This is a genomic window from Streptomyces sp. NPDC027672, from assembly GCF_055566335.1.
This window is the reverse complement of record NZ_JBVHSO010000009.1, coordinates 343,265-363,313: the sequence shown is the minus strand read 5'-3', so window position 1 is coordinate 363,313 and position 20,049 is coordinate 343,265. Positions and strand designations below refer to the sequence as shown.

At 74.0% G+C, this 20,049-nt stretch carries 15 protein-coding genes and 1 pseudogene; 6 read left to right on the top strand and 10 right to left on the bottom strand.

Features of this window, described 5'->3' with window-relative positions; all coding sequences use genetic code 11:
- Positions 1-128 precede the first annotated feature (128 nt).
- On the bottom strand, positions 129-800 hold the full coding sequence (locus tag ACZ4SV_RS23435; RefSeq protein WP_397939816.1) for a lytic polysaccharide monooxygenase auxiliary activity family 9 protein: 672 nt from the start codon (positions 798-800) through the stop codon (positions 129-131).
- A 229-nt stretch (positions 801-1,029) separates the two neighbouring features.
- On the opposite strand from ACZ4SV_RS23435, the gene ACZ4SV_RS23430 reads away from it, so the two are divergent.
- From ACZ4SV_RS23430 to ACZ4SV_RS23410, 5 genes are all read left to right on the top strand, one after another.
- On the top strand, positions 1,030-2,112 hold the full coding sequence (locus tag ACZ4SV_RS23430; protein WP_468006243.1) for a DUF1152 domain-containing protein: 1,083 nt from the start codon (positions 1,030-1,032) through the stop codon (positions 2,110-2,112).
- A 223-nt stretch (positions 2,113-2,335) separates the two neighbouring features.
- Positions 2,336-4,030: an eCIS core domain-containing protein gene (locus ACZ4SV_RS23425; protein ID WP_365881780.1), complete on the top strand. Its 1,695-nt coding sequence runs from the start codon at positions 2,336-2,338 to the stop codon at positions 4,028-4,030.
- A 384-nt stretch (positions 4,031-4,414) separates the two neighbouring features.
- Positions 4,415-6,079, top strand: a complete 1,665-nt coding sequence (gene ettA, locus ACZ4SV_RS23420; protein WP_365881779.1) for an energy-dependent translational throttle protein EttA — start codon at positions 4,415-4,417, stop codon at positions 6,077-6,079.
- A 6-nt stretch (positions 6,080-6,085) separates the two neighbouring features.
- Positions 6,086-6,499 carry an acyl-CoA thioesterase gene (locus tag ACZ4SV_RS23415; RefSeq protein ID WP_365881777.1) on the top strand — a complete coding sequence of 138 codons (414 nt, stop codon included), beginning with the start codon at positions 6,086-6,088 and terminating at the stop codon, positions 6,497-6,499.
- Complete coding sequence (locus ACZ4SV_RS23410) at positions 6,496-7,173, top strand: DUF8185 domain-containing protein (RefSeq protein WP_468006242.1); 678 nt, start codon at positions 6,496-6,498, stop codon at positions 7,171-7,173. The genes ACZ4SV_RS23415 and ACZ4SV_RS23410 overlap by 4 nt, the downstream gene beginning before the upstream one ends.
- Positions 7,174-7,201: 28 nt before the next feature.
- Here the strand turns inward: ACZ4SV_RS23410 and ACZ4SV_RS23405 are convergent.
- Positions 7,202-7,468: pseudogene (locus ACZ4SV_RS23405) on the bottom strand (ABC transporter ATP-binding protein); the annotation flags it as partial.
- Between the two features lie 198 nt (positions 7,469-7,666).
- Entirely contained in the window at positions 7,667-8,071 is a 405-nt protein-coding gene (locus ACZ4SV_RS23400; RefSeq protein WP_365881773.1) for a globin, read from the bottom strand.
- Positions 8,072-8,166: 95 nt separating this feature from the next.
- Between ACZ4SV_RS23400 and ACZ4SV_RS23395 the strand changes: the two genes are divergently transcribed.
- On the top strand, positions 8,167-9,144 hold the full coding sequence (locus tag ACZ4SV_RS23395; protein WP_468006241.1) for a methyltransferase domain-containing protein: 978 nt from the start codon (positions 8,167-8,169) through the stop codon (positions 9,142-9,144).
- Positions 9,145-9,150: 6 nt separating this feature from the next.
- On the opposite strand, the gene ACZ4SV_RS23390 is transcribed toward ACZ4SV_RS23395, so the two are convergent.
- From ACZ4SV_RS23390 to ACZ4SV_RS23360, 7 genes are all read right to left on the bottom strand, one after another.
- Positions 9,151-10,923 (bottom strand): FHA domain-containing protein, encoded by a 1,773-nt coding sequence (locus ACZ4SV_RS23390; RefSeq protein WP_468006240.1) that lies wholly within the window; start codon positions 10,921-10,923, stop codon positions 9,151-9,153.
- A 56-nt stretch (positions 10,924-10,979) separates the two neighbouring features.
- The gene (locus tag ACZ4SV_RS23385; protein WP_468006289.1) at positions 10,980-12,305 is read right to left on the bottom strand and encodes a vWA domain-containing protein; all 1,326 of its coding nucleotides are present in this window, start codon (positions 12,303-12,305) and stop codon (positions 10,980-10,982) included.
- Positions 12,306-12,420: 115 nt separating this feature from the next.
- Positions 12,421-13,668, bottom strand: a complete 1,248-nt coding sequence (locus ACZ4SV_RS23380) for a PP2C family serine/threonine-protein phosphatase (protein ID WP_468006239.1) — start codon at positions 13,666-13,668, stop codon at positions 12,421-12,423.
- 4 nt (positions 13,669-13,672) lie between these two features.
- Complete coding sequence (locus ACZ4SV_RS23375) at positions 13,673-16,147, bottom strand: serine/threonine-protein kinase (RefSeq protein WP_468006238.1); 2,475 nt, start codon at positions 16,145-16,147, stop codon at positions 13,673-13,675.
- On the bottom strand, positions 16,144-17,427 hold the full coding sequence (locus tag ACZ4SV_RS23370; RefSeq protein WP_365876798.1) for a coiled-coil domain-containing protein: 1,284 nt from the start codon (positions 17,425-17,427) through the stop codon (positions 16,144-16,146). Before ACZ4SV_RS23370 ends, ACZ4SV_RS23375 begins: the two co-directional genes overlap by 4 nt.
- Positions 17,428-17,481: 54 nt before the next feature.
- On the bottom strand, positions 17,482-18,498 hold the full coding sequence (locus ACZ4SV_RS23365) for a glutamate ABC transporter substrate-binding protein (RefSeq protein WP_468006237.1): 1,017 nt from the start codon (positions 18,496-18,498) through the stop codon (positions 17,482-17,484).
- Between the two features lie 14 nt (positions 18,499-18,512).
- Entirely contained in the window at positions 18,513-19,997 is a 1,485-nt protein-coding gene (locus ACZ4SV_RS23360) for a hypothetical protein (RefSeq protein ID WP_468006236.1), read from the bottom strand.
- Between the last annotated feature and the right edge of the window lie 52 nt (positions 19,998-20,049).

The window sequence follows — 20,049 nt, the reverse complement described above, 5'->3', positions numbered from 1 at the left end:
GTCGAACCCGGCCCGGTTCAGTCGGCGTCGGGCCGGGTCAGTCCGCGTCGGGCCGGGTCCGTTGGAGGGTGAGCGGGTCGAGCGGATGGGGCGGGTGAGTGGATGGGCTGACGCGACGGCGGCTCGGGTCAGCGGAAGTTCACGTCACTGCACAGGAAGTAGGTCTGGTCCATGTGCGAGGCCTGCCAGATGGTGTAGACGACGTGCCGGCCGCTGTAGCCGGACGTGGTCACGGGGATCGAGTAGTTCTGGCTGGGCGCGTACTTGCCGGTGCGGGTGACGAGTTGCAGATCGTTCCAGGTCAGCGGCTGGGTGGTGGGGTCGAAGCCCTGCCGGGTGACATAGACCAGGAAGTAGTCCGCGCCGTGGCTGGCCTGGTCGTACAGCTTCACGGTGAAGTTGGAGCCGATGTCCGTGGTCTTCCAGGGGCCGACGGCGTCCAGGGAGTTGTAACGGCCGCTCTCGGTCTGGCCGCCGCTGCACAACTGGCCGTTCGGGATGACGGCCTGGAAGTTGCCGGCGGAGCCGTTGCGGTAGAGGCCGTTCCAGTTCCACATGGCGTTGGGGTTGGCCTGCCAGGCCTGCCAGCACATGGGGTCCTGCTGGGCCATCGCCGGGTTCTGGAAGTCGCTGCCCCAGCGCTGCCAGCAGCCGTAGTTGCGGGAGGCGGGGTCGATCACCGAGCCGTGCGCGGAGGCGGTGCCGCCCCAGGTGATCAGGCTGACCAGCACCGCGACGAGGGTGCTCAGGACGAGCATCAGCCGACGACCGGTACGACGTTCATGCTCATGACAATGCATGGGTGTTCTTCCTGTGGGGGAGTGGTCTCACTGTGGGGTTGGGGTGCGGAAAGCGTGGGAGCGCTCCCGCGCCTCCAAGGCTGCGCGGCTCACCCCGAAGCGACAACGGTTTGTTTCCGCCAAACCTGAACGGCATCACTGCGGGTGGCGAAGTGGCACAAAAGGCGGTGAATGGCTCCGCACCCCGACAGGCTGAGCGCGTGACTTGGTCCGGCCCTAGGGTGGATACATGACGCGGTTGATCGTCGCAGCGGGAGGCGGGGGCGACGCCGTCGCCGCCGTGATGCTGCACGCCGCCCTCTACGGCGACGGGGACCCGGTGGTGATCTTCACCTATGCCTGGGACCGCCTTCTGATCGACCCGGTCCCGGGCCCGCGCGGGCCGGGGAACTTCTCGGGACTCGAACCGGTCACCCGCTCCGTGTGGTCGGTGCCGGCCACGGCCCGGCCGGTCGCGCCGGCCGGCTCCACCCTGCCCCGGCTCGCGGCAGAGCTGCGGCACACCTTCGCCCTGCTCGATCCGCACCACGGCGCGGAAGGGATCACGCGCCAACTCGAAGAGCTGGTGGAGCACCTGAGCCCCAGGTCGGTCGATCTGCTGGACGTCGGCGGAGACATCCTCGCCGAGGGTGACGTACCCACGCTCAGGAGTCCGCTCGCCGACGCCCTCACGCTCGCCGCCTGCTGCCAGGTCAACGCGCCGATCCGGTTGCTGGTCGCCGGACCGGGACTCGACGGCGAGATCCCGGCCGATGAGCTGCGGCCCCTGCTCGGTTCCCTCGTCCACACCTTCACGGCACGGGACGTGGAGGTGATCGGCGACGTTCTGGAGTGGCACCCGTCCGAGGCGACAGCGATGCTCGCCGCGACGGCCCGGGGAGTCCGCGGCGTCTGCGAGGTGCGCGACGCCGGCCTGCCCGTGCCCCTCACCGACGAGGGACCCACGGTGCACGAAGTCGACCTCGACGAGGCGGTCGGCCGCAACCGGCTCGCCCGCGCCCTCATGACGACCGCGGCGCTGGACGAGGCCGAGGCGTACAGCCGTGAGATCTGCGGCTTCTCGGAGATCGACTACGAACGTGACAAGGCGGCACGCGTTGCCGAGCAGCCGCCCATGAACCTCGATCCTGCCGCCGTCTGGTCCCGGCTCGACGCGTTCGAGACGCAGGCCCGCGCCCGGGGAGTCACCCACACGACGTTCCGCCGCCTCACGGAGGCCCTGGACCTCAGCGGCTCCCACCGGCATCAGCTGCGCCGACTGCTCGTCGACAGCCGCCCGGAGCGGTATGCGGCGCCCTTGTGGCGCATTTGATGTGGCGCATGTGATCCCGCGTGCACTTCCGCAACGGCGTCGTACGGCCGAGGCGGGCAGCGAGTGCAGCCGAGGCGGGCAGTAAGTACAGCCGAGGCGAGCCGTCAGTACATTCGGGCAGGCAACTTTCCTCCCGTCCTGCCCTCTTCCTCCTTCACGCCGGCCGGGCGGCGCGGCAGCATGGGTGCCTGACCTGTACGTGGATACACGAGAGGAAGCGGCCATGCGTGCCGACAGACAGCAGCGTCTCGCCGAGCCGGACGACAAGCGGGCGCTTCCTCGGCAGGCCGACCGGGCCCCGGCCCTCCTCCGAGGCGGCCCCGCTGCCGCCGGACGTACCGGCCGGATGTCCCCCGCGGCCGCTCGCTCCCTCCAGCGGACGATCGGCAACGCCGCGGTCGCCCGTCTGATGGAACCCGAGCGCCACCAGCACGACGCGGACTGTGGTCATGCCCCCGCCACGCAGAGGCTGGCCGAGGACCTGACGGTGCAGCCCGACGCCATGGCCCGGGCCGAGGCCGTGACACGGACCGCGGGCAGCCCGATGCGGGCGGACGTCCAGCGCAAGATGGAAGGCGATTTCGGCGGCGAGGACTTCAGCGACGTCCGCGTCCACGTCGACCGCGACTCGGCCGAGGCCCTCGGGGCCAAGGCCTACACCACGAACACCAACCGGATCGTGTTCCGCAGCGCGGCCGACATGGACGACCACACCTTGCGGCACGAGTTGCAGCACGTCCGCCAGCAGCGGGCCGGACGCGTCCCCACGGGTGTCAGCCACCCCGCCGACGCCCTGGAACGTGACGCCGAGAGCACGGCGGCCCAGCTGGGACGCCAGCCGAAGGGTGTGCAGCGTTCCACGGCTCCGGAACACCGCACCACGCCGGTGGCGGCCGGGCCCCGCACCGGCGTCGTGCAGCGCGTGCTGTCGAAGACCTCGCAGGCCTTCTTCCAGCAGTGGGCCGGAGCGGGCAGCCCTCGTCTGAACCTCACGCAGAAGAACTGGGTGTGGCAGAAGCTCATCGAGATCAACAAGCACGAGGCGGTGGTGAAGCAACTGACGCCCGCCAAGGCCCTGGAGCAGCTGGCCGAGCACAACGTGACCGTCACCGCGATGGAGGCCGCGATCGGCGGCGCGTCGACGGCGCAGGCCACCGCGCCGCCGGAGTCCATGGAGCAGTACGAGGAGCGGGCGGCGAACACCGTTCTGGACGCCGATCGCACTTGGCGCAAGGGACAGCCCGAGATGCCCAGGCTGGAGAGGCGAACCTTCGACATCGAGGGCCTGGGCCGGGGTACGGTCGCTCTGCTCAAGAGCGCCTCGGGACCGAAACACTCCGACATGCTGGCGTGGTTCTCGCACGGGTACGAGGACAAGCATCCCATCGCCGTCGGCACGCCACGGCAGTACGGCTTCGCCGTTCAGTCGGAGCAGAGCCTGAACCGGGTCGGGGCCAACGCCGAAGTCTTCGCGTCGCTGCCCGACGCCCTCGCGAACGCCGGGGTGGAGCCCACCACCGACGCACCGGGTGAGTACGTCCAGCCCCACCACGCCACCGAACTCTCACTGGAGATCGACCGCGTGACCGGCTTGGTGGACTACTGCGACGTGGCGGTCCTGCTGGACTTCCAATGGTCCGACAAGGTCGCCGACGCCTTCGCCGAGGCGAGGAAGGCCGAGACCCCGCCGCTGGCCGTCATCATCGACAGCGCGCCGGCGTTCAGCCGGTACAAGTCGCTGCTGATCTATGCCTGCCGGACACCCTGGTCCGTCAACGCGGCGGCCGAGGGCAGCAGCAAGCTCAAGGCGGCCCTGCAGAAGGAACTCATGAGCCAAGGGCTCTCCGCGGCCGAGGCGCTGGCGAAAGCCCAGGAGAAATACGAAGGCTCACCCCAGGAGGGCAAGGTCTACCAGTGACCGGACGGCGATCCGGACGGGAGGGGCGGACCGTCCACGTCGGGGAAGAGGAGCGGGCACCCCGTCACGCTTGACCCGGCGGGCACGTCGGCCCGGCGCGCGGCCGGGGTGGCCCCAGCCCCCGGGCCGCCCCCGGGCCGTACGCGCACGCCCGTGGCCGGCCGACGACGACCCGCAGTGATGCCGGTGGCCGACCGGCGACGGCCCGCAGTGATGCCGGTGGCCGCCACCGGCGACCCGCAGTGACGGACGAGCCGCCGCGCGCGGCTGCGAACCCCCAGGTCAGCGCGCCCGGGCCGGATGGGTTAACACCCAAGGCTGGCGTTCAGGCAAGATGGGGTGTATCTGCCCACTGCCAGATTTCAAGCTGCCGGACGGTTTCTCTTGGCTGAGTTCATTTACACCATGCGCAAGGCGCGCAAAGCGCACGGCGACAAGGTGATCCTCGACGACGTCACCCTGAGCTTCCTGCCGGGGGCGAAGATCGGTGTCGTCGGCCCGAACGGTGCCGGTAAGTCGACCGTGCTGAAGATCATGGCGGGGCTGGAACAGCCGTCGAACGGTGACGCCTTCCTCTCGCCCGGTTACACCGTCGGCATCCTGCTGCAGGAGCCGCCGCTGACCGAGGACAAGACCGTCCTGGAGAACGTCCAGGAGGGTGTCTCCGAGATCAAGGGCAAGCTGGACCGGTTCAACGAGATCGCCGAGCTGATGGCGACCGACTACTCGGACGCGCTGCTGGAGGAGATGGGCAAGCTCCAGGAGGAGCTGGACCACGCCGAGGCCTGGGACCTGGACGCCCAGCTCGAGCAGGCCATGGACGCCCTGGGCTGCCCGCCCGGCGACTGGCCCGTGACCAACCTCTCCGGTGGTGAGCGCCGCCGTGTGGCGCTGTGCAAGCTGCTGCTCCAGCAGCCCGACCTGCTGCTGCTCGACGAGCCCACCAACCACCTCGACGCCGAGTCCGTGAACTGGCTGGAGCAGCACCTGGCCAAGTACCCGGGCACCGTCGTCGCCGTCACCCACGACCGGTACTTCCTGGACAACGTGGCCGGCTGGATCTGCGAGGTCGACCGCGGCCGCCTCCACGGCTACGAGGGCAACTACTCCAAGTACCTGGAGACCAAGGCGGCCCGCCTCAAGGTCGAGGGCCAGAAGGACGCCAAGCGGCAGAAGCGGCTCAAGGAAGAGCTGGAGTGGGTGCGGTCCAACGCCAAGGGGCGGCAGGCCAAGTCCAAGGCGCGTCTGGCGCGGTACGAGGAGATGGCCGCCGAGGCCGACAAGATGCGGAAGCTGGACTTCGAGGAGATCCAGATCCCGCCGGGCCCGCGGCTGGGCAACGTCGTGGTCGAGGTCAACGACCTGCACAAGGGCTTCGGGGAGAAGATCCTCGTCGACGGGCTGTCCTTCACGCTGCCGCGGAACGGCATCGTGGGTGTCATCGGCCCGAACGGCGCCGGCAAGACCACCCTGTTCAAGATGATCCAGGGGCTGGAGACGCCGGACTCCGGTGACATCAGGGTCGGCGACACCGTCAAGATCTCCTACGTCGACCAGAGCCGCGAGAACATCGACCCCAAGAAGACGCTGTGGGAGGTCGTGTCCGACGGGCTCGACTACATCAACGTCGGCCAGGTCGAGATGCCGTCGCGGGCGTACGTGTCCGCGTTCGGCTTCAAGGGCCCGGACCAGCAGAAGCCGGCCGGTGTCCTCTCCGGCGGCGAGCGCAACCGGCTCAACCTGGCGCTGACCCTGAAGCAGGGCGGCAACCTGCTCCTCCTCGACGAGCCCACCAACGACCTCGACGTGGAGACGCTCTCCAGCCTGGAGAACGCCCTGCTGGACTTCCCCGGCTGCGCCGTGGTCGTCTCCCACGACCGGTGGTTCCTCGACCGGGTCGCCACGCACATCCTCGCCTACGAGGGCGAGTCGAAGTGGTTCTGGTTCGAGGGCAACTTCGAGTCGTACGAGAAGAACAAGATCGAGCGGCTCGGTGCGGACGCCGCGCGCCCGCACCGCGCCACCTACAAGAAGCTGACCCGGGGCTGATCGGTCTTGCGTCACGTCTACCGCTGCCCCCTGCGCTGGTCCGACATGGACGCGTACGGCCATGTCAACAACGCGGTCTTCATCCGGTACCTGGAGGAAGCCCGGATCAACTTCCTGTTCCGCCCGGACAAGGAGTTCCGGCAGGGGTCCGTGGTGGCGCGGCACGAGATCGACTACAAGCGGCAGCTCGTCCACCGGCACCACCCGGTGGACATCGAGCTGTGGGTCACCGAGATCAAGGCCGCGTCCTTCACCATCGCCTACGAGGTGAAGGACGACGACGTGGTCTACGTACGGGCCTCGACGGTGGTCGTGCCGTTCGACTTCGAGGCCCAGCGGCCCCGCCGGATCACCGCGGAGGAACGCGAGTTCCTCCAGCAGTACACCGACGGGGCCGGCGAGGAGGCCGTCGCCGCATGACGGTGCTGCACCTGGCCGACGAGACGGAGGCGGCGGACCTCGCCGCCTTCCTCTCCCGGCTGCTCCACTACGACCGTGGGGCCGCGGTGCGGCTGCAGGCCGCCGGCACCGCCCTCGCCGTCTTCGGCCGGCCGCCGTCCTTCGAGGTGCTGGCCGTCCGCGCGGTGCGGCTGGCCAAGCCGTACGAGGACGGGCTCGAGGCCGCCCTCGACGTGACCGTCTCCGCCGGTGAGCTGCTGGAGTCCGTGGACGAGCGCGCGGTCACCGCCGCCGTCCCGGGCGCGGTCACCGGACCGCCGTGGGCCGGGGTGCTGCCGCCGCGCGGGGGCTGGCGGCCCGAGCCCGGACTGCCCGCGCCGGACGCGCTGCGCGCCGCCGTCGCCGCCGCGGTCGCCGAGTTCCGCTCGCGCACCGGGGACCTGCCGGCCGAGGCGCGCACCCGTGCGGAGCTGGACCGGATCGGGCGGGACATCTGGTCCCGGCGGATCGGGTCCACCGGGCTGCCCGTGCGGGCCGTGCACGCGGCCCAGTCGCTGGGTTTCCTGCGGCCGGGCACCGGGCCCGGCGACATCGCGCTGCTGACCTGCGGGGCGTGGCTGCGGCTGCGGACGCCGTACGGGTCGGTGGCCGTGCGCGAGAGCGGACTCGGCTCCTTCGGCCTCAGCGTCCGCTGACCCACCACGCACCCGGCTGGGTGCGTTGTCACTCCGTTGCGTCCGGCCATACGCCGATGTGGCCGGACTCCGGTTCCAGGGCCACGCGGTCGCGCAGGTGCAGGGCGTGGAGGTAGTCGGCGGGGAGTTGCAGGCGGCCCGCGCGGTCGAGCGTGGCGTACTCGCGGGCGACGACCGGCTCACGGCCGGTCGCCGCGTCGATCTCGCTGCGGCGCAGCACCTCGGTGGAGGTACGGCCGTCGCGGATCGCCACCGTGCGGCGGACCTCGCCCGCCACCGCCTGGTCGTGCGGGACGTCAGCACCCCGCGGCCGAGCAGGTCGTCCAGCCGCCAGTACGGTGCCGTGACCGGGGCGGGCCGGTACACGCCCACGACCCGGACCCGGACCGCGGGGCCCGCCAGCCGGTCGGTCAGGGTGAGCCGGGCGCCGGGCGGGGCCGGGCGGGCCGGCCGGAATCCGGGGTTCCGCGGCCCGGCGTCCGGGCGGGCGGCCTCAGCCGGGGGAGTTCACCATCGACGCGGCGGCGTACGTCAGGTAGTTCCACAGTGTCCGCTCGTGCTCCTCCGACAGCCCCAGCTCCTCGACGGCCGTCCGCATGTGCCGCAGCCAGGCGTCGTGCGCCGCGCGGTCCACGGTGAACGGGGCGTGCCGCATCCGCAGCCGGGGATGGCCGCGGTTCTCGCTGTAGGTGGTGGGGCCGCCCCAGTACTGCATCAGGAACAGCACCAGCCGCTCCTCGGCCGGCCCGAGGTCCTCCTCCGGGTACATCGGCCGCAGGACCGGGTCCTCGGCGACTCCCTGGTAGAAACGGTGGACGAGCCGGCGGAAGGTCTCCTCCCCGCCGACCTGCTCGTAGAAGGTCTGCTCCTGAAGCGTGCCGCGCCGAATCTCATTCACCCCTCCATCGTCTCAGACCCGCCGGCCCAGGACTCCAGGCTTAGGACCGGTCCCGCCCCACCCGCCCGGGGACCGCCCGCACCTACTGTGGAGCCATGGGCGCCTACGACACCGGGACCGAGCGGCTCGGCGCCGAGGCGCGGGCCGAGCTGGTGCGGCGGATCGGCGCCGAGGGCGTCTGGGACGCGGACCCGGTGTGGCGGGAGGCGTTCGCGGCGGTGCCCCGGCACCTGTTCGTGCCGTACTACTACGTCCCCGGGCCGCGCGGCTACGAACGCCGCTGGGGCGAGAGTCCCGAACCGGCCGCGCGGGAGCGCTGGGTGCGCGGCGCCTACGCCGACGAACCGCTGGCCACCCGGCTGCGCGACGGCGAGCTGCTCTCCTCCAGCAGCCAGCCCTCGCTGATGGCCCGGATGCTGGTCGCCCTGGGCGTCCAGGACGGCGACCGGGTCCTGGAGGTGGGCGCCGGCACCGGCTACAACGCGGCCCTGCTCGCCCACCGGCTCGGCATCGACGACCTCGTCACCACCGTCGACCTGGAACCGGAGATCACCGAGTCGGCCCGGCGGCACCTGGCCGCGGCCGGCCGCCACCCGGCCGTCGTCACCGGCGACGGCGCCCGCGGAGTACCCGGACGCGCGCCCTTCGACCGGATCATCGCCACCTGCGAACTGCCCACGGTGCCGCGCGCCTGGCTCGCCCAGTGCCGCCCCGGCGCACACATCCTCACCCCGCTCGCCACCGGGCTGCTGGCCCTGACCGTGCGGGACGCGGAGCACGCCGACGGCCGCTTCCTGCCCGGTGCCGCCTTCTTCGTGCCGCTGCGCGGCGAGGGCGGCACGCGGCCCGCCGGCCTCCGCCTGACCGGGCTGCCCGGCCGGGCCCGCGAGCAGGAAACGCTCCGCTTCCTGCTCGCGCTGACCCGGGACGCCCTCGACCCGTGCGAGGCGTACGCGCTGTGGCAGCGCACCGGCGAGCCCGGCCGCGGCCGCTACGGCGTCACGGTCGACGGCGGGCACGCCCGGGTCTGGCTGGACGACCCGGACGGGCCGTACGCCTGGCCGCTGCCGTGAGTGCGGTCAGCCCCGGCGGACGGTGATCGTCGTCCAGGCGCCCACGTGCACCCGGTCGCCGTCCTGGAGCGGGACCGGCACGAACGGCTGGATCGGCTCCTCGGACATGTTGACCGTGGTGCCGTTGGTCGAGTTCTGGTCGACGACCGCCCAGCCGCCGCCCGGCTGCTGCACCAGCACCGCGTGCTGGTGCGAGACGCCCGGGTCCTCCGGCGGCACCGACAGGTCGATGTCCGGGGTGTCGCCGGTGGAGTGCCGGCGGCGCCCGATGGTGACCTGGTTGCCGGTGAGCGTGCGCTGCTGCTCGGGCGAGTACGCGGGCAGGTTCAGGCCCGCGGCCTCGGGACCGGACCGCTGCATCATCGCCATGAAGTACGCGCGGTCCGGGCCGATGGTCGCCGTCCAGGTGTCCGGCTGGGCCGCCGGCGGGAAACCGCCGGGACCGGCCGGGACCTGGCCCGTGCCGGGCTGCGGATAGCCGTATCCGCCGCCCTGGCCGCCGGGACCCTGCCCCTGGCCGTGACCCTGGCCTTGGCCGGTGGACGGCGGGGGGAGCACCCAGTCGTCGTCACCGCCGCCGAAGGAGGGGTTGCCGGGCGGGCCGCCGGCCGGGGGCCGGCCGGTCTCGCGCGGGAACGCGGTCGGCGCCGGCGCTCCCGCCTGCTGGAACGCCTGCGGGGCACCGCCGGGACCGCCGGGACCGGCGGGCGGGGTCGGGCCGGGCGGCGGGGGCACCGGCCGCGAGGGGTCGGCGCCGAAAGAGGGCCCGGCCGGAGCAGGGCCGCCGGGACGCGCGGGGCCACCAGGACCGCCGGGGTTCTGGCCCTGGCCGCCGAAGCCTCCGCCGGGACCCTGACCCTGACCCGGGCCGCCGAAGCCACCGCCGAAGCCCTGGCCCGGGCCCTGACCCTGGCCCCGGTCGCCGCCGAACCCGGCCGGACCCCCCGGACCGCCGGGACCCTGACCCTGACCCTGACCCTGACCGCCGAACCCGGCCGGCCCGGACGGACCACCGGCACCCGGACCCCGGCCCTGACCCGGACCCCGGCCCGGACCCGGACCCTGACCCGGGCCCTGGCTCTGCCCCGGGCCCTGGCTCTGCCCAGGACCCTGACCCTGTCCGGGACCCTGACCCATGCCCTGCCCGGGCCCCTGACCCTGCCCAGGGCCCTGGCCGTGACCCGGACCCTGGCCGGGGCCTTGACCCTGCCCGGGACCCTGTCCCTGGCCGGGGATCTGGCCGAAGCCCTGGGGCGGTGCCGGAGGGCGCCGGCCGCCGGGGCCGAAGGCGGGCGGGCCCGAGGGGCCGGGGACCTGCGGCGGGGCGGACGGGGCGCGGTGGGCGCCGAACGGTGTCGGGCCCGACGGCTCGGCGCCGAAGGACGGGATCGGCTCGGCGGGCCGGTTCACCTGCGAGGGCCGCGAGCCCTGGTACTCGTACCCGTCACCGCTGCCGTACGTCGCGCTGGGCGGCTGGAACCGCGACTGCGCCGGGGGCGGCGCGGCCGGGGTGTAGGAGGTGGCCGTGTTGGTCAGGAAGTTCCACCGGCACTCCTCGCAGAAGGGCGCGCCGCCCTCGCGGGGCGTGCGGCACTGCGGGCACAGCTCCGGCTCGGGGTCCGTCCCGGGCCGGCCGGCGGCGCCCGCGGGCGGCGGGAAGCCGTAGCCTCCGGCGGCCGGGGGCGGCGGGGGCGGAGGTACGGCACCGGCCATGCGGTGACCGCAGACCTCGCACCAGTCGTCGGAACCCGACTGGTGTCCGTTCGGGCAGGTCGGCATGTCGGGGCTTCCCCTTCTCCTGAGGGTCCGTCGCGCTGTCGCCGGTCGCGGCGGCCTCACTTCTTCACACGAACAGTCTTGGTGGACCGGGTCTCCAGAGTCATCTCGTCGGCCTCCGCGACCCTCGTCTTCAACCGCACAGTACCTGTCGCGGCGTCGACCACGTCCACCACCTTCGCAAGCAGTTTCGCAGTATCGGCGTTCCCCGAGCGGCTCGCCAGCTGAACCGCACGGCCCAGTTTGGCCGTTGCTCCATCGGAATCACCCGCTTTGCGGAGATCGAGCCCTTGTTGGATGACCTGGGCGAGTTCCGCCTGCCCGGTGTAGTGGGCGACCTGGGGGCTGATCCCGGTGGAGGAGGCCAGGTCGTCGGTCCACACCGCCCGGACGAGCCCCTGCGCGCCGAGGTTCTGCACGGTTCCGTCCGTCTCCGGCGCCACCAGGGAGACCCGCGCGGCCAGCATCTCCTGGCCGAGCCCGGCCGGCGGGACCGTCACGCACAGGTGGTAGTCGCGGGACTCCTCGCCCCAGGACCCGGTCGGGTAGTCCCCGGCGCGCGGCCCGGCCTCGCTGCGGCGGCCGGTCAAGTCCGCGACGGCCGGTGCGACTTGCTTGAGGAACCGGATCGTCGTGCCGACCGGCGTCCACACCCGCAGCCGGACGTCGGCGACCTCCTTGCCCATCGCCGTCTCCATCATCCGGGTGAAGTCGGCGGCGAGACCGGCCGGATCGGCGACGATGTCGGCGGTGCCGAGCAGCGCCGAGGCGATCGCTGTGACTTCTTTCACGTCCCAGTCCGTGCCCACGCCCCGCGCGTCACAGGTGAACCGCCCGGCGCAGGCGTCCAGCGCGGCCCGCAGCTCCTCGGGCGACTCGTGTTCGTTGCGGCCGTCGGTGAGCAGGATGCCGTGCCGCAGCGAGGCGTCCGCCGCGGACAGCAGCCGGTCGGCCAGCCGCAGCCAGGTGCCGATGGCCGTGCCGCCGCCCGCGCTCAGCCGGCGCAGCGCCTGCTTGGCCTGCTCCCGGGTCACGGCGTCGGCGACCGCGAGCCGCCCGCCGCCCGGATAGACCTCCCGGGCCACGTGCGTGCCGCCGATGACCGCGAAGCGGGTGCCGTCGCGCAGGGTGTCGATCGCGGCGGCCGTGGCCTCGCGGGCGCCCCGCATCTTGGCCGGCGGGTGCTCCATGGAACCGGAGCAGTCCACCATGACGGCCACGGCGGCCGGCGCCCCGCCCGGCGGATACCCGGGCGCGGCCCCGGTGCCGCCGGTCGCGGTCACCGTGACGATGGCGTCGACCCGGTCGCCGCCCTCGGGCAGGTACGCGTTCTGGTAGACCTCCACCGCGAACCGCGGCACGTTCGGCTTGGCGAGATTGGCCATGCTTGTTCGCATCCCCCTCGGACACCTCGCCGGGGCGAGGCGCTGACTGTGAGCGGACCGGTCCCCTCCGGTCCGCCCCGGCTTCCCCGTGCCGCAGGCCCGTCCGCCCCGGCCGTCAGGCCGATCCTGCCCCCGGCGACGGCGCCGGGAACGGCAGCACCGCCACTGTTACGTTGTCGTGGCCGCCGCCGTCCAGGGCGTGCCCGACCAGCACCCGGGCGCCGTGCAGCGGACGGGCGGCCGCGTCCGGCGGGACCACCTCGGACATCTCCTGCGCGGTCTCGGCGTAGTTCCACAGTCCGTCGGTGCACACCACCACCGCGCCGGGCCGGTCCGGGGTGAACGACGCGGTGTGCGGCTCCAGTTCGTAGGCGTCCGCGCCGAGCCAGCCGGTGATGGCGTGGGCGCGCTCGTCGGCGTACGCCTCGGCCTCGCTCATCAGGCCGGCGGCCACCATCTGCGCGGCCCAGGAGTCGTCCTCGGTCAGCCGGGCGGGCGGCGCGGAGCGGTCGGTGGGCACCCAGTAGACCCGGCTGTCGCCGACCCAGCCGACCACCAGCAGCCCCGGGGTGACGACCGCGCCGACGATCGTGCAGGCCGGCGCGTTCTGGTGCGGGGCGTGCTCGCGGGCCGTGGCGGGTTCCCCGGCGAGCGCGTCGACGGCCCGCGCGGCGGCGACGATCGCCTCGTGCATGGCCTGCTGCGGGTGGGTGCCGTGCGGCAGCGCGGCCAGCAGGGTGTCGCCGGCCGCCTGGGAGGCGGCCTGGGAGGCGGCGTCGGGGCGGGTCGCCGAGGACACGCCGTCGCAGACGACCGCGAGCGCCGCCGGGGTGCCGTCGGGCAGCGTGGTGTGGCCCACGGCGAAGGCGTCCTCGTTGCGGTGGTGGCGCAGCCCGCGGTCGCTGACGGCCGCCACCGGGCCCGACTCCCGCTCCATGTGGTCGCGTTCGCGGGGCTGGGCGTGTCCGCAGTTCTCGCAGTAGCCGTCGTCGTCCACCCGGCCCGCCCGGCAGGCCACGCACAGCCGCGCCGCGCCGGCCGGGGCGGCACCGCCGGCGGCCTGCCGCGGGTCCGGGGCCTGCAACGGATACTCGTCGGGCTCCGCCGGCGCGTCGAACCGCACCCCGGTCCCGGATGGCTGCCCGGCCCCGGACGGCTGCCCGTCCGGCACGGGCCCGGGAGCACCGGCGCCGTTCCCGGGCGGGGCGGAACCGGTCAGGGGGAGCGCCGGACGGTCCGGCGGCGGCGCGGGCACCACCGAAAGGTCGTACCCGCACGCTCCGCAGAACAGGTCACCCGGCTCCACCGGCTCCGCGCAGCTCGGGCACTTCGGCAGTGCGGTCTGCTGGGGCATCTGCGACATCGACTTACACCCACGTCCGGGGGCGGTAACGGTTGGCCCGTTCCACCAGCTCGATCCTCTCCTCGCCGCCGGGCGCCAGCCGGGCCAGCGCACGGTAGGCGCGCTCCAGACCGAAGCGCAGCCCGCGCTCGTCCAGACCGCTGCCCAGCAGCACCCGGCCGCCGGCGGCGGTCCCGGTGCCCTGGCCCCCGGAGAGTATCCAGTCCAGCGCGCTGCCGAGCACCTCCGCCGACAACAGCTCGCGCCGCACCGGGTCCAGGCCGTAGGCCCGGAGTGCTTCGACCTGCCCGGCGGCGACCGTCAGGTCGTCCAGGAACGGTACGTCACCGGCGCCCGCCGTGCGTCCTCTGAGCCGGGCGCGGACGGCGGCGACCCGGGCGGCCGTGTAGTGGATGGACGACTCCGGCACCGACTCCAGCGTCTGTACGGCGCCCGGCCGGTCGCCGGCCGCGAGCCGCACCCGGGCCAGCCCGAACGCGGCGCTGACGAAGCTCCGGTCGGCCGTCCACACCAGCCGGTAGTACTCGGCCGCGTTGTCGAGCTGGCCCAGCAGCTCGGCGCACAGGCCGAGGGCCAGCTTGGGCGCGGCCTCGCCGGGGAAGGCGTCGTAGACCGCGTCGAAGGCGAGCGCGGCGCCCTCGACGTCACCGGTGACCAGGCCGGCCACGCCCCGGCACCACACCACCCGCCAGTCGTCGGGCCGCTCCTCCTCCAGCGCCGCCAGGCCGGTCAGCGCGCCCGGGTGGTCACCGCTCTCCAGCAGGGCGCGGAGCCGGCGGAGCCGGGTCTCCACGGTCCGCGCGGGGGCCGCGGCCAGCGCGCTCAGCAGCTCGGCCGGCGCGGAGGCGACCAGCCCGGCGAGGAACCCGGCGCCCGGGTCCTCCGGGTCGACCAGCGGGACCGGCAGGGCGAGCGCGGCGGCCGGGGCGTCCACGGGCCGCACGAGCGCCGCCGGCGCGGGCACGGGCACCGCGCCCGCCGCCTTGCGTACCTTGCGCGCCGGACGCGCCCCCAGCCGGGACACCTCGCCGTGCCGGCGCGGGAACAGCTCCGCGTCCGTGACCGTCACCTCGGGCCCGAACAGCGTCGACAGCGCGGGCCGTGCCTGCCCGGTCTGGAGCGCCACCACCTCGCGCAGCACCCCGGTGAGCTGCTCGGCCATCTCCTGCGCGGAGCCGAACCGGCGGGCCGGGTCCGGGTCGGTGGCGCGCACCAGGAGCCGGTAGAAGGACTCGTAGCGGCGGAAGACGTCGATGGTGTCGGGGTCGGGCAGGGAGTCGGCGTAGACGGTCGTGTAGCCGTGGAAGTCGAAGGCGAGCACGGCCAGGGTGCGGCCCACCGTGTACAGGTCGCTGGCCACCGACGGGCCGGTGTCGGCGACCTCGGGCGCCTGGTAGCCGACCGTGCCGTAGATGGCCGACTCCTCGTCGTCCATGCGGCGGACGGCGCCCATGTCGATCAGCTTGAGCTGGTCCTCGGTCTGCAGGGCGTTGTCGACCTTGAAGTCGCAGTAGAGCAGGTTCCGGCTGTGCAGGTGGCCGAGCGCCTCCAGCGCCTCGATGCCGTAGGCGCACGCCTGTTCCACCGGCAGCGGGTCGCGGCGGCCGTCGGGCGCGCGGCGCGCGTTGGCGATCTCCTTCAGGGACTTGCCGCCGACGTACTCCATGACGATGTAGCCGTCGAGGGAGCCGGTGCGCTGGTCCAGGTGCTCCACGAAGTTGTAGATCCGCACGATGTTGGCGTGCTCGATCTCCGCGAGGAACCGCCGTTCGGAGATCGCCGCGGCCATCGCGTCCTGGTCGCCGGTGTCCAGCAGGCCCTTGAGCACCACCCAGCGGTCGGCGACGGCCCGGTCCACGGCGAGGTAGATCCAGCCCAGCCCGCCGTGCGCGAGGCAGCCCGCGACCTCGTACTGGCCGTGCACCACGTCCCCGGACCGCAGCTTGGGCACGAAGGAGTACGGGTGCCCGCACTTGGTGCAGAAACCCTCCGTGCGGCCCGGCCGGTCGCCCCGGGCCCGGCCCACCGGCGCCCCGCAGTCCGAGCGCGAGCAGAACCGCTTGCGCTCGGGCACCTCCGGGCGCTCCAGCACCATCGCGCGCGGGTCGGGCCGCGGCACCTGCGGCACGGAGACCAGCCCGGCGCCCAGCCGGCCGCGCGTGGAGGCACCGGAGGAGGAGCCCGAGCTGCGCACCGACAGCGAGCGGCCGGTGGACTTCCCGGACACCGACCGCGACAGCCGCCCGGACACCGAGCGGCGCGAGCGCGCCGACTGCGAGGCCGTACGCGAGCCGCCCGAGCCGCGGGAACCGCCGCTGTCCGCGCCCCGGGTGACCCCGGTGGCCGGCGAGCCCACCAGCCCGGTCGCCGACACCACCGGTGCCAGACCGCAGGTGTCGCAGTACAGCTCCCCGCCGCCGACGTCCTCGTACCCGCCCCCGCAGCCCGGCCGCTGGCAGTCCTGCCCCGGCTGACTCATGACGGATCCCCCTCACGGTCCTGCGGCGCGCCCGCGCCGCCGGTCAGTTCGGCCGCGGCCTGCTGGTAGCGCAGGACGGCCTGTTCGGCGACGCGCAGGTCGCAGGGCGCGCTCCACAGCATCCGGCGGGCCGCGTCGTACCGCTCCACCAGCAGCGGGTCCTCGGCGAGGCCGTGCCGGGCGACCTTGGCCCGGTAGGCGTCGAGCCGGCCGCGCAGCTCGGCGCGGACCGCGAGCGGGGCGGTCACCGCGGTCAACTGCTCCCGGGCGCGCAGCAGTTCCTCCTCCGCCTGGTGCTCCAGGGACTCCAGCAGCGGCGACAGCCGGTGCCAGCGGGCCTGTCTGCGGTACTCGGCGGCGGTCGCGAGCTGCTCCTGGAGCGCGGTCGGCGGCCCGCCGACCACCGGCACCTCGGTGGCGGCGATCTTCGCCAGCACCTCGCCGCGCGCGGTCCGGGCCTCGGCCAGGGTGCGGTCCGCGCGCGAGAGCACGTCCCGCAGCCGGATCAGCCGGGCCTCGGCGTCCTGGCGGACCGTCAGCACGGCGTCGATCTCCCGGCGCACGTCCTCCAGCGCGCGCGCCTCGCGGTCGTACACCGTGGTGTCCGGGCGGCCGCCGCCGGGCGCCGAACTGCCCTCGGCCGGCACCCAGAACGCGAGCGGGTCGGCGACGACGTCCTCGCGCAGCCCGGTCAGCGTGCGGGTGATCCGCTCCAGGTCGTCACCGGCCGGGTGCTCGCCGGGGCGGACCCCGGCGGAGTGCGCGAGCTGCCGGGTGCGCTGGAGTTCCGCGGCGAGCAGATCGATCCGCGCGGGCAGCGCCGACCACACCGCGTCGGCGGCAACGATCACGTCCAGGCTCGTCGCGTACAGCTCGTTCATCCGGCCCACCAGCGCGGCCGGCGTGAACGTCTCGCTGAGCCGGCCGTCCCGGCCGTCGCCGGGGACGGTCACGGACTCGCCGCGCAGCAGTCCGGTCAGCTCCGCCAGGTCCTCGCGGCTGGACCAGCGGCGCCGGGCGCGGATCTCGCGGGCGCCGCGCAGCACGGCCGTGTAGGCGTCGAAGTACGTCCACAGCCGGGTGATCCGGGCCTCGGTGGCCTGCCAGCGTTCCCGGGTGACACCGGTCAGCGCGGCGCCTTCGAGGAGTCTGCGGCCCGCGTGGTCCTGGAGGGCCAGCAGCGAGGTCTCGATCGCCTCGTGCTCCTGGCCGAGCCGCGCCAGCGCACGGTCCACCTCGTCCCGGTCCAGCACCGGCCCGGCGGGGTCCGTGACGCCCATCGATCACCTCTCGCTCGCTGTGTTCCGGTCGGGTGTGTCTCGACTGCCGCGCGGCTACCGCGGCGCGGGCGGTTTCGACGCGGCCGGATCCCTGCCCAGTGTCGCCGCCAGCCACGCGTCGTACGACGCCTGCCAGCCGTGCGCGCGATAGTCCACCAGCACACGATTGACCCGGCGTACCAGATCGGTGGCGTCCTTCTTCATCGCCACGCCGTAGTACTCGGTCGTGAACGTCTCGCCCTTCAGTTCGACGGTCGGGTCCTGCGCGGCCTGGCTCGCGGCGAGCGCGCCGTCGGTCACCACCGCGTCCACCTCGCCGAGCTGCAGCCGGACCAGGCAGTCCAACTGGTTCGGGACGGTGGTGGAGATGTCCGTGGAGGCGGGCAGCCGGCCGTCCCCACGGTCGGCGTCCAGCTTGGCGTAGGCGGTCGAACCGGCCGCCGTGCACACCTTCTTGCGGGCCAGCGAGCCGTCGTAGCCGGTGATGTCCGAGGACTTGGGCGCGAGGACCTGCTGGCCGGTCCGGAAGTAGGGCGCGGAGAAGGCGACCTGGCGCAGCCGCTCGCAGGTGATCGTCATGGTCCGGACGACCATGTCGACCCGGCCGTCCTCGATCGCCGGTATGCGCTGGCTGGTCGGGATCGCCTTGAACTGCACCGCGTCCGGGTCGCCGAGGATGTCCTGCGCGATCCGGTGCACCAGGTCGATGTCGAAGCCCTCCAGCCGGGCGCCCTCGGTGTTGGGGTTGCGGTAGCCCCAGTGGTAGCTGTTCTGGTCGACGCCGACGACCAGTTTGCGCTTGGCGCCGGTACGGGCCTTGATCGCCTCGGTCGTCGGCCCGTCCGCGCCGGACGGGGCGAGGGTGTGCTCGTGCGCCGTGGCGTCCACGCAGCCGTCGGCGCGGGCCTGGATGCCGGCGGCGGTCTGCCGCCCGGCCCGCTCCGGGGCGGGCGGTGTCCTCTGGGTGCACGGCAGCAGCAGGACGAAGGCCAGTGCCAGCGCGCACAGCACCGCCATCGCGGCGACCCCGCCCCAGCCCCGCAGCGCGGCCCGCGCACGGCTCACGTCCATCGCCTCGCCCCTTGTCACCGGTACTCCGAAAGCCTGCGCCCGATGCCGGCGACGGCACCCGCCGCGCCCAGCACCCCGAGGACGGCGGCACCGGCCGGCAGCCCGGTCAGGGCGTCCCGCCCGTCCCCGGCGGCCCGCCGGAACTCGGCCCGCTCGTGGCCGATGGCCCGGGCGAGGCTGCGGTCGACGCCGTCGAAGCACGCGCCGGTCGCGCCCTCGGCGCCGATCACCTTGTCCAGGGCCTGCTGGTAGTTGCCGTTCTCGTCCTCGGTGCGGGCCGCGGTGTGGCGCTGGCGCCACACCGCCAGATCGTCCCCGGCCGCCTTGACCGGCGCGGCGCCCTCGGGGTCGTCGGCGAGCCGCCGCGCCTCGTCCAGGCTCCGGCCGAGCACGGCCAGGTCCTGGTCGAAGGCGCGGTAGTAGGCGTCGTACGGCTTGCCGTCGACCGTGACGGTCTCGGCGCCGCGCGCCACCAGGCTCAGGTTCTCGTTGCCGCGCGCCTTCAGGGAGGCGATCCGGGCGTCGTGCAGCACGTTGAGCGACCGGATGCCGTGCTCGTAGGAGCCGTCGAGCGCGCAGCGGGCGACCGTGTGGCCGACGACCAGCCACAGCAGGGCGGCCGTGGTCGCGGCGGTGGCGGCGGCCAGGCCGTGGTTGAGGACGCGGTTGGTGCGCCGGTACACGCGGTGCTGGGCCCAGCCGAGCGCGGCCAGGGCGAGCAGCCCCAGCCCGATCGCCACCCACGGGTACGGCGTCGCGTCGCCGTAGTCGGCGGTCAGCCGGCGGTTCTCCGTGGTGTAGAGCGCCTCGGCGGCCGGGAGCATCCGCTTCTGCATCTTGTCGTTGGCGTAGCGCAGATAGGCGCCGCCCACCGGGTAGCCCTGCCGGTTGTAGGTCCGGGCCCGCTCGATGAGGCCCTTGTACTCGGGCAGCAGCCGGTTCAGCCTGATGACGGTCGCCTCGGCGGCGGAGCCGGGTTCGGCGTTGGCGGCGGCGCTGACGAGGCCGGCGGCGGCCGCCCGTATGTCCTTCTCGTAGCGGTCCCGCGACTGCGCGTTCTCCTGCCCGCCGGCCAGGAACCCGCTGGAGGCGGCGGTGTTGGCGTCGGCCAGCGAGCGGTAGATGCCGGCCGCCTGGAAGCTGAGCGGCTGGCTGCGGCGCAGGACGTCGTCGGCGGCGGCCGAGCGCGCGCTGGTCTGCCAGGCGGTGGCCGCGCCGAACGCGACGACCAGCAGCGCCAGCACGGCGCCGATGATCCGCAGCCGTCCCGGCTCGGTCGTCGCGGCGGCCCGGATCCGCTCGGCGCCCTCGGCGAAGGCGGTGCGGCGCGCGGGCGGCCCGGCCGGTGCGACGGCCACGCGGCGGCCGGAGGGACCGGGGGGAGGGGGCGGGGCGGGCTGGGCGGGGATGCCGGGGGCGCCGGCGGCACCGGCCGCGGCGACGGCACCGGCGGCCCCGGCCGCGGGCGGCGGCGCGCTGCTCTTCGGCGGGTGTGTCACTCGACCTCCCCCATGGTCATCCGTTCGGCGCCCAGTATCACCGTCCGCGCGG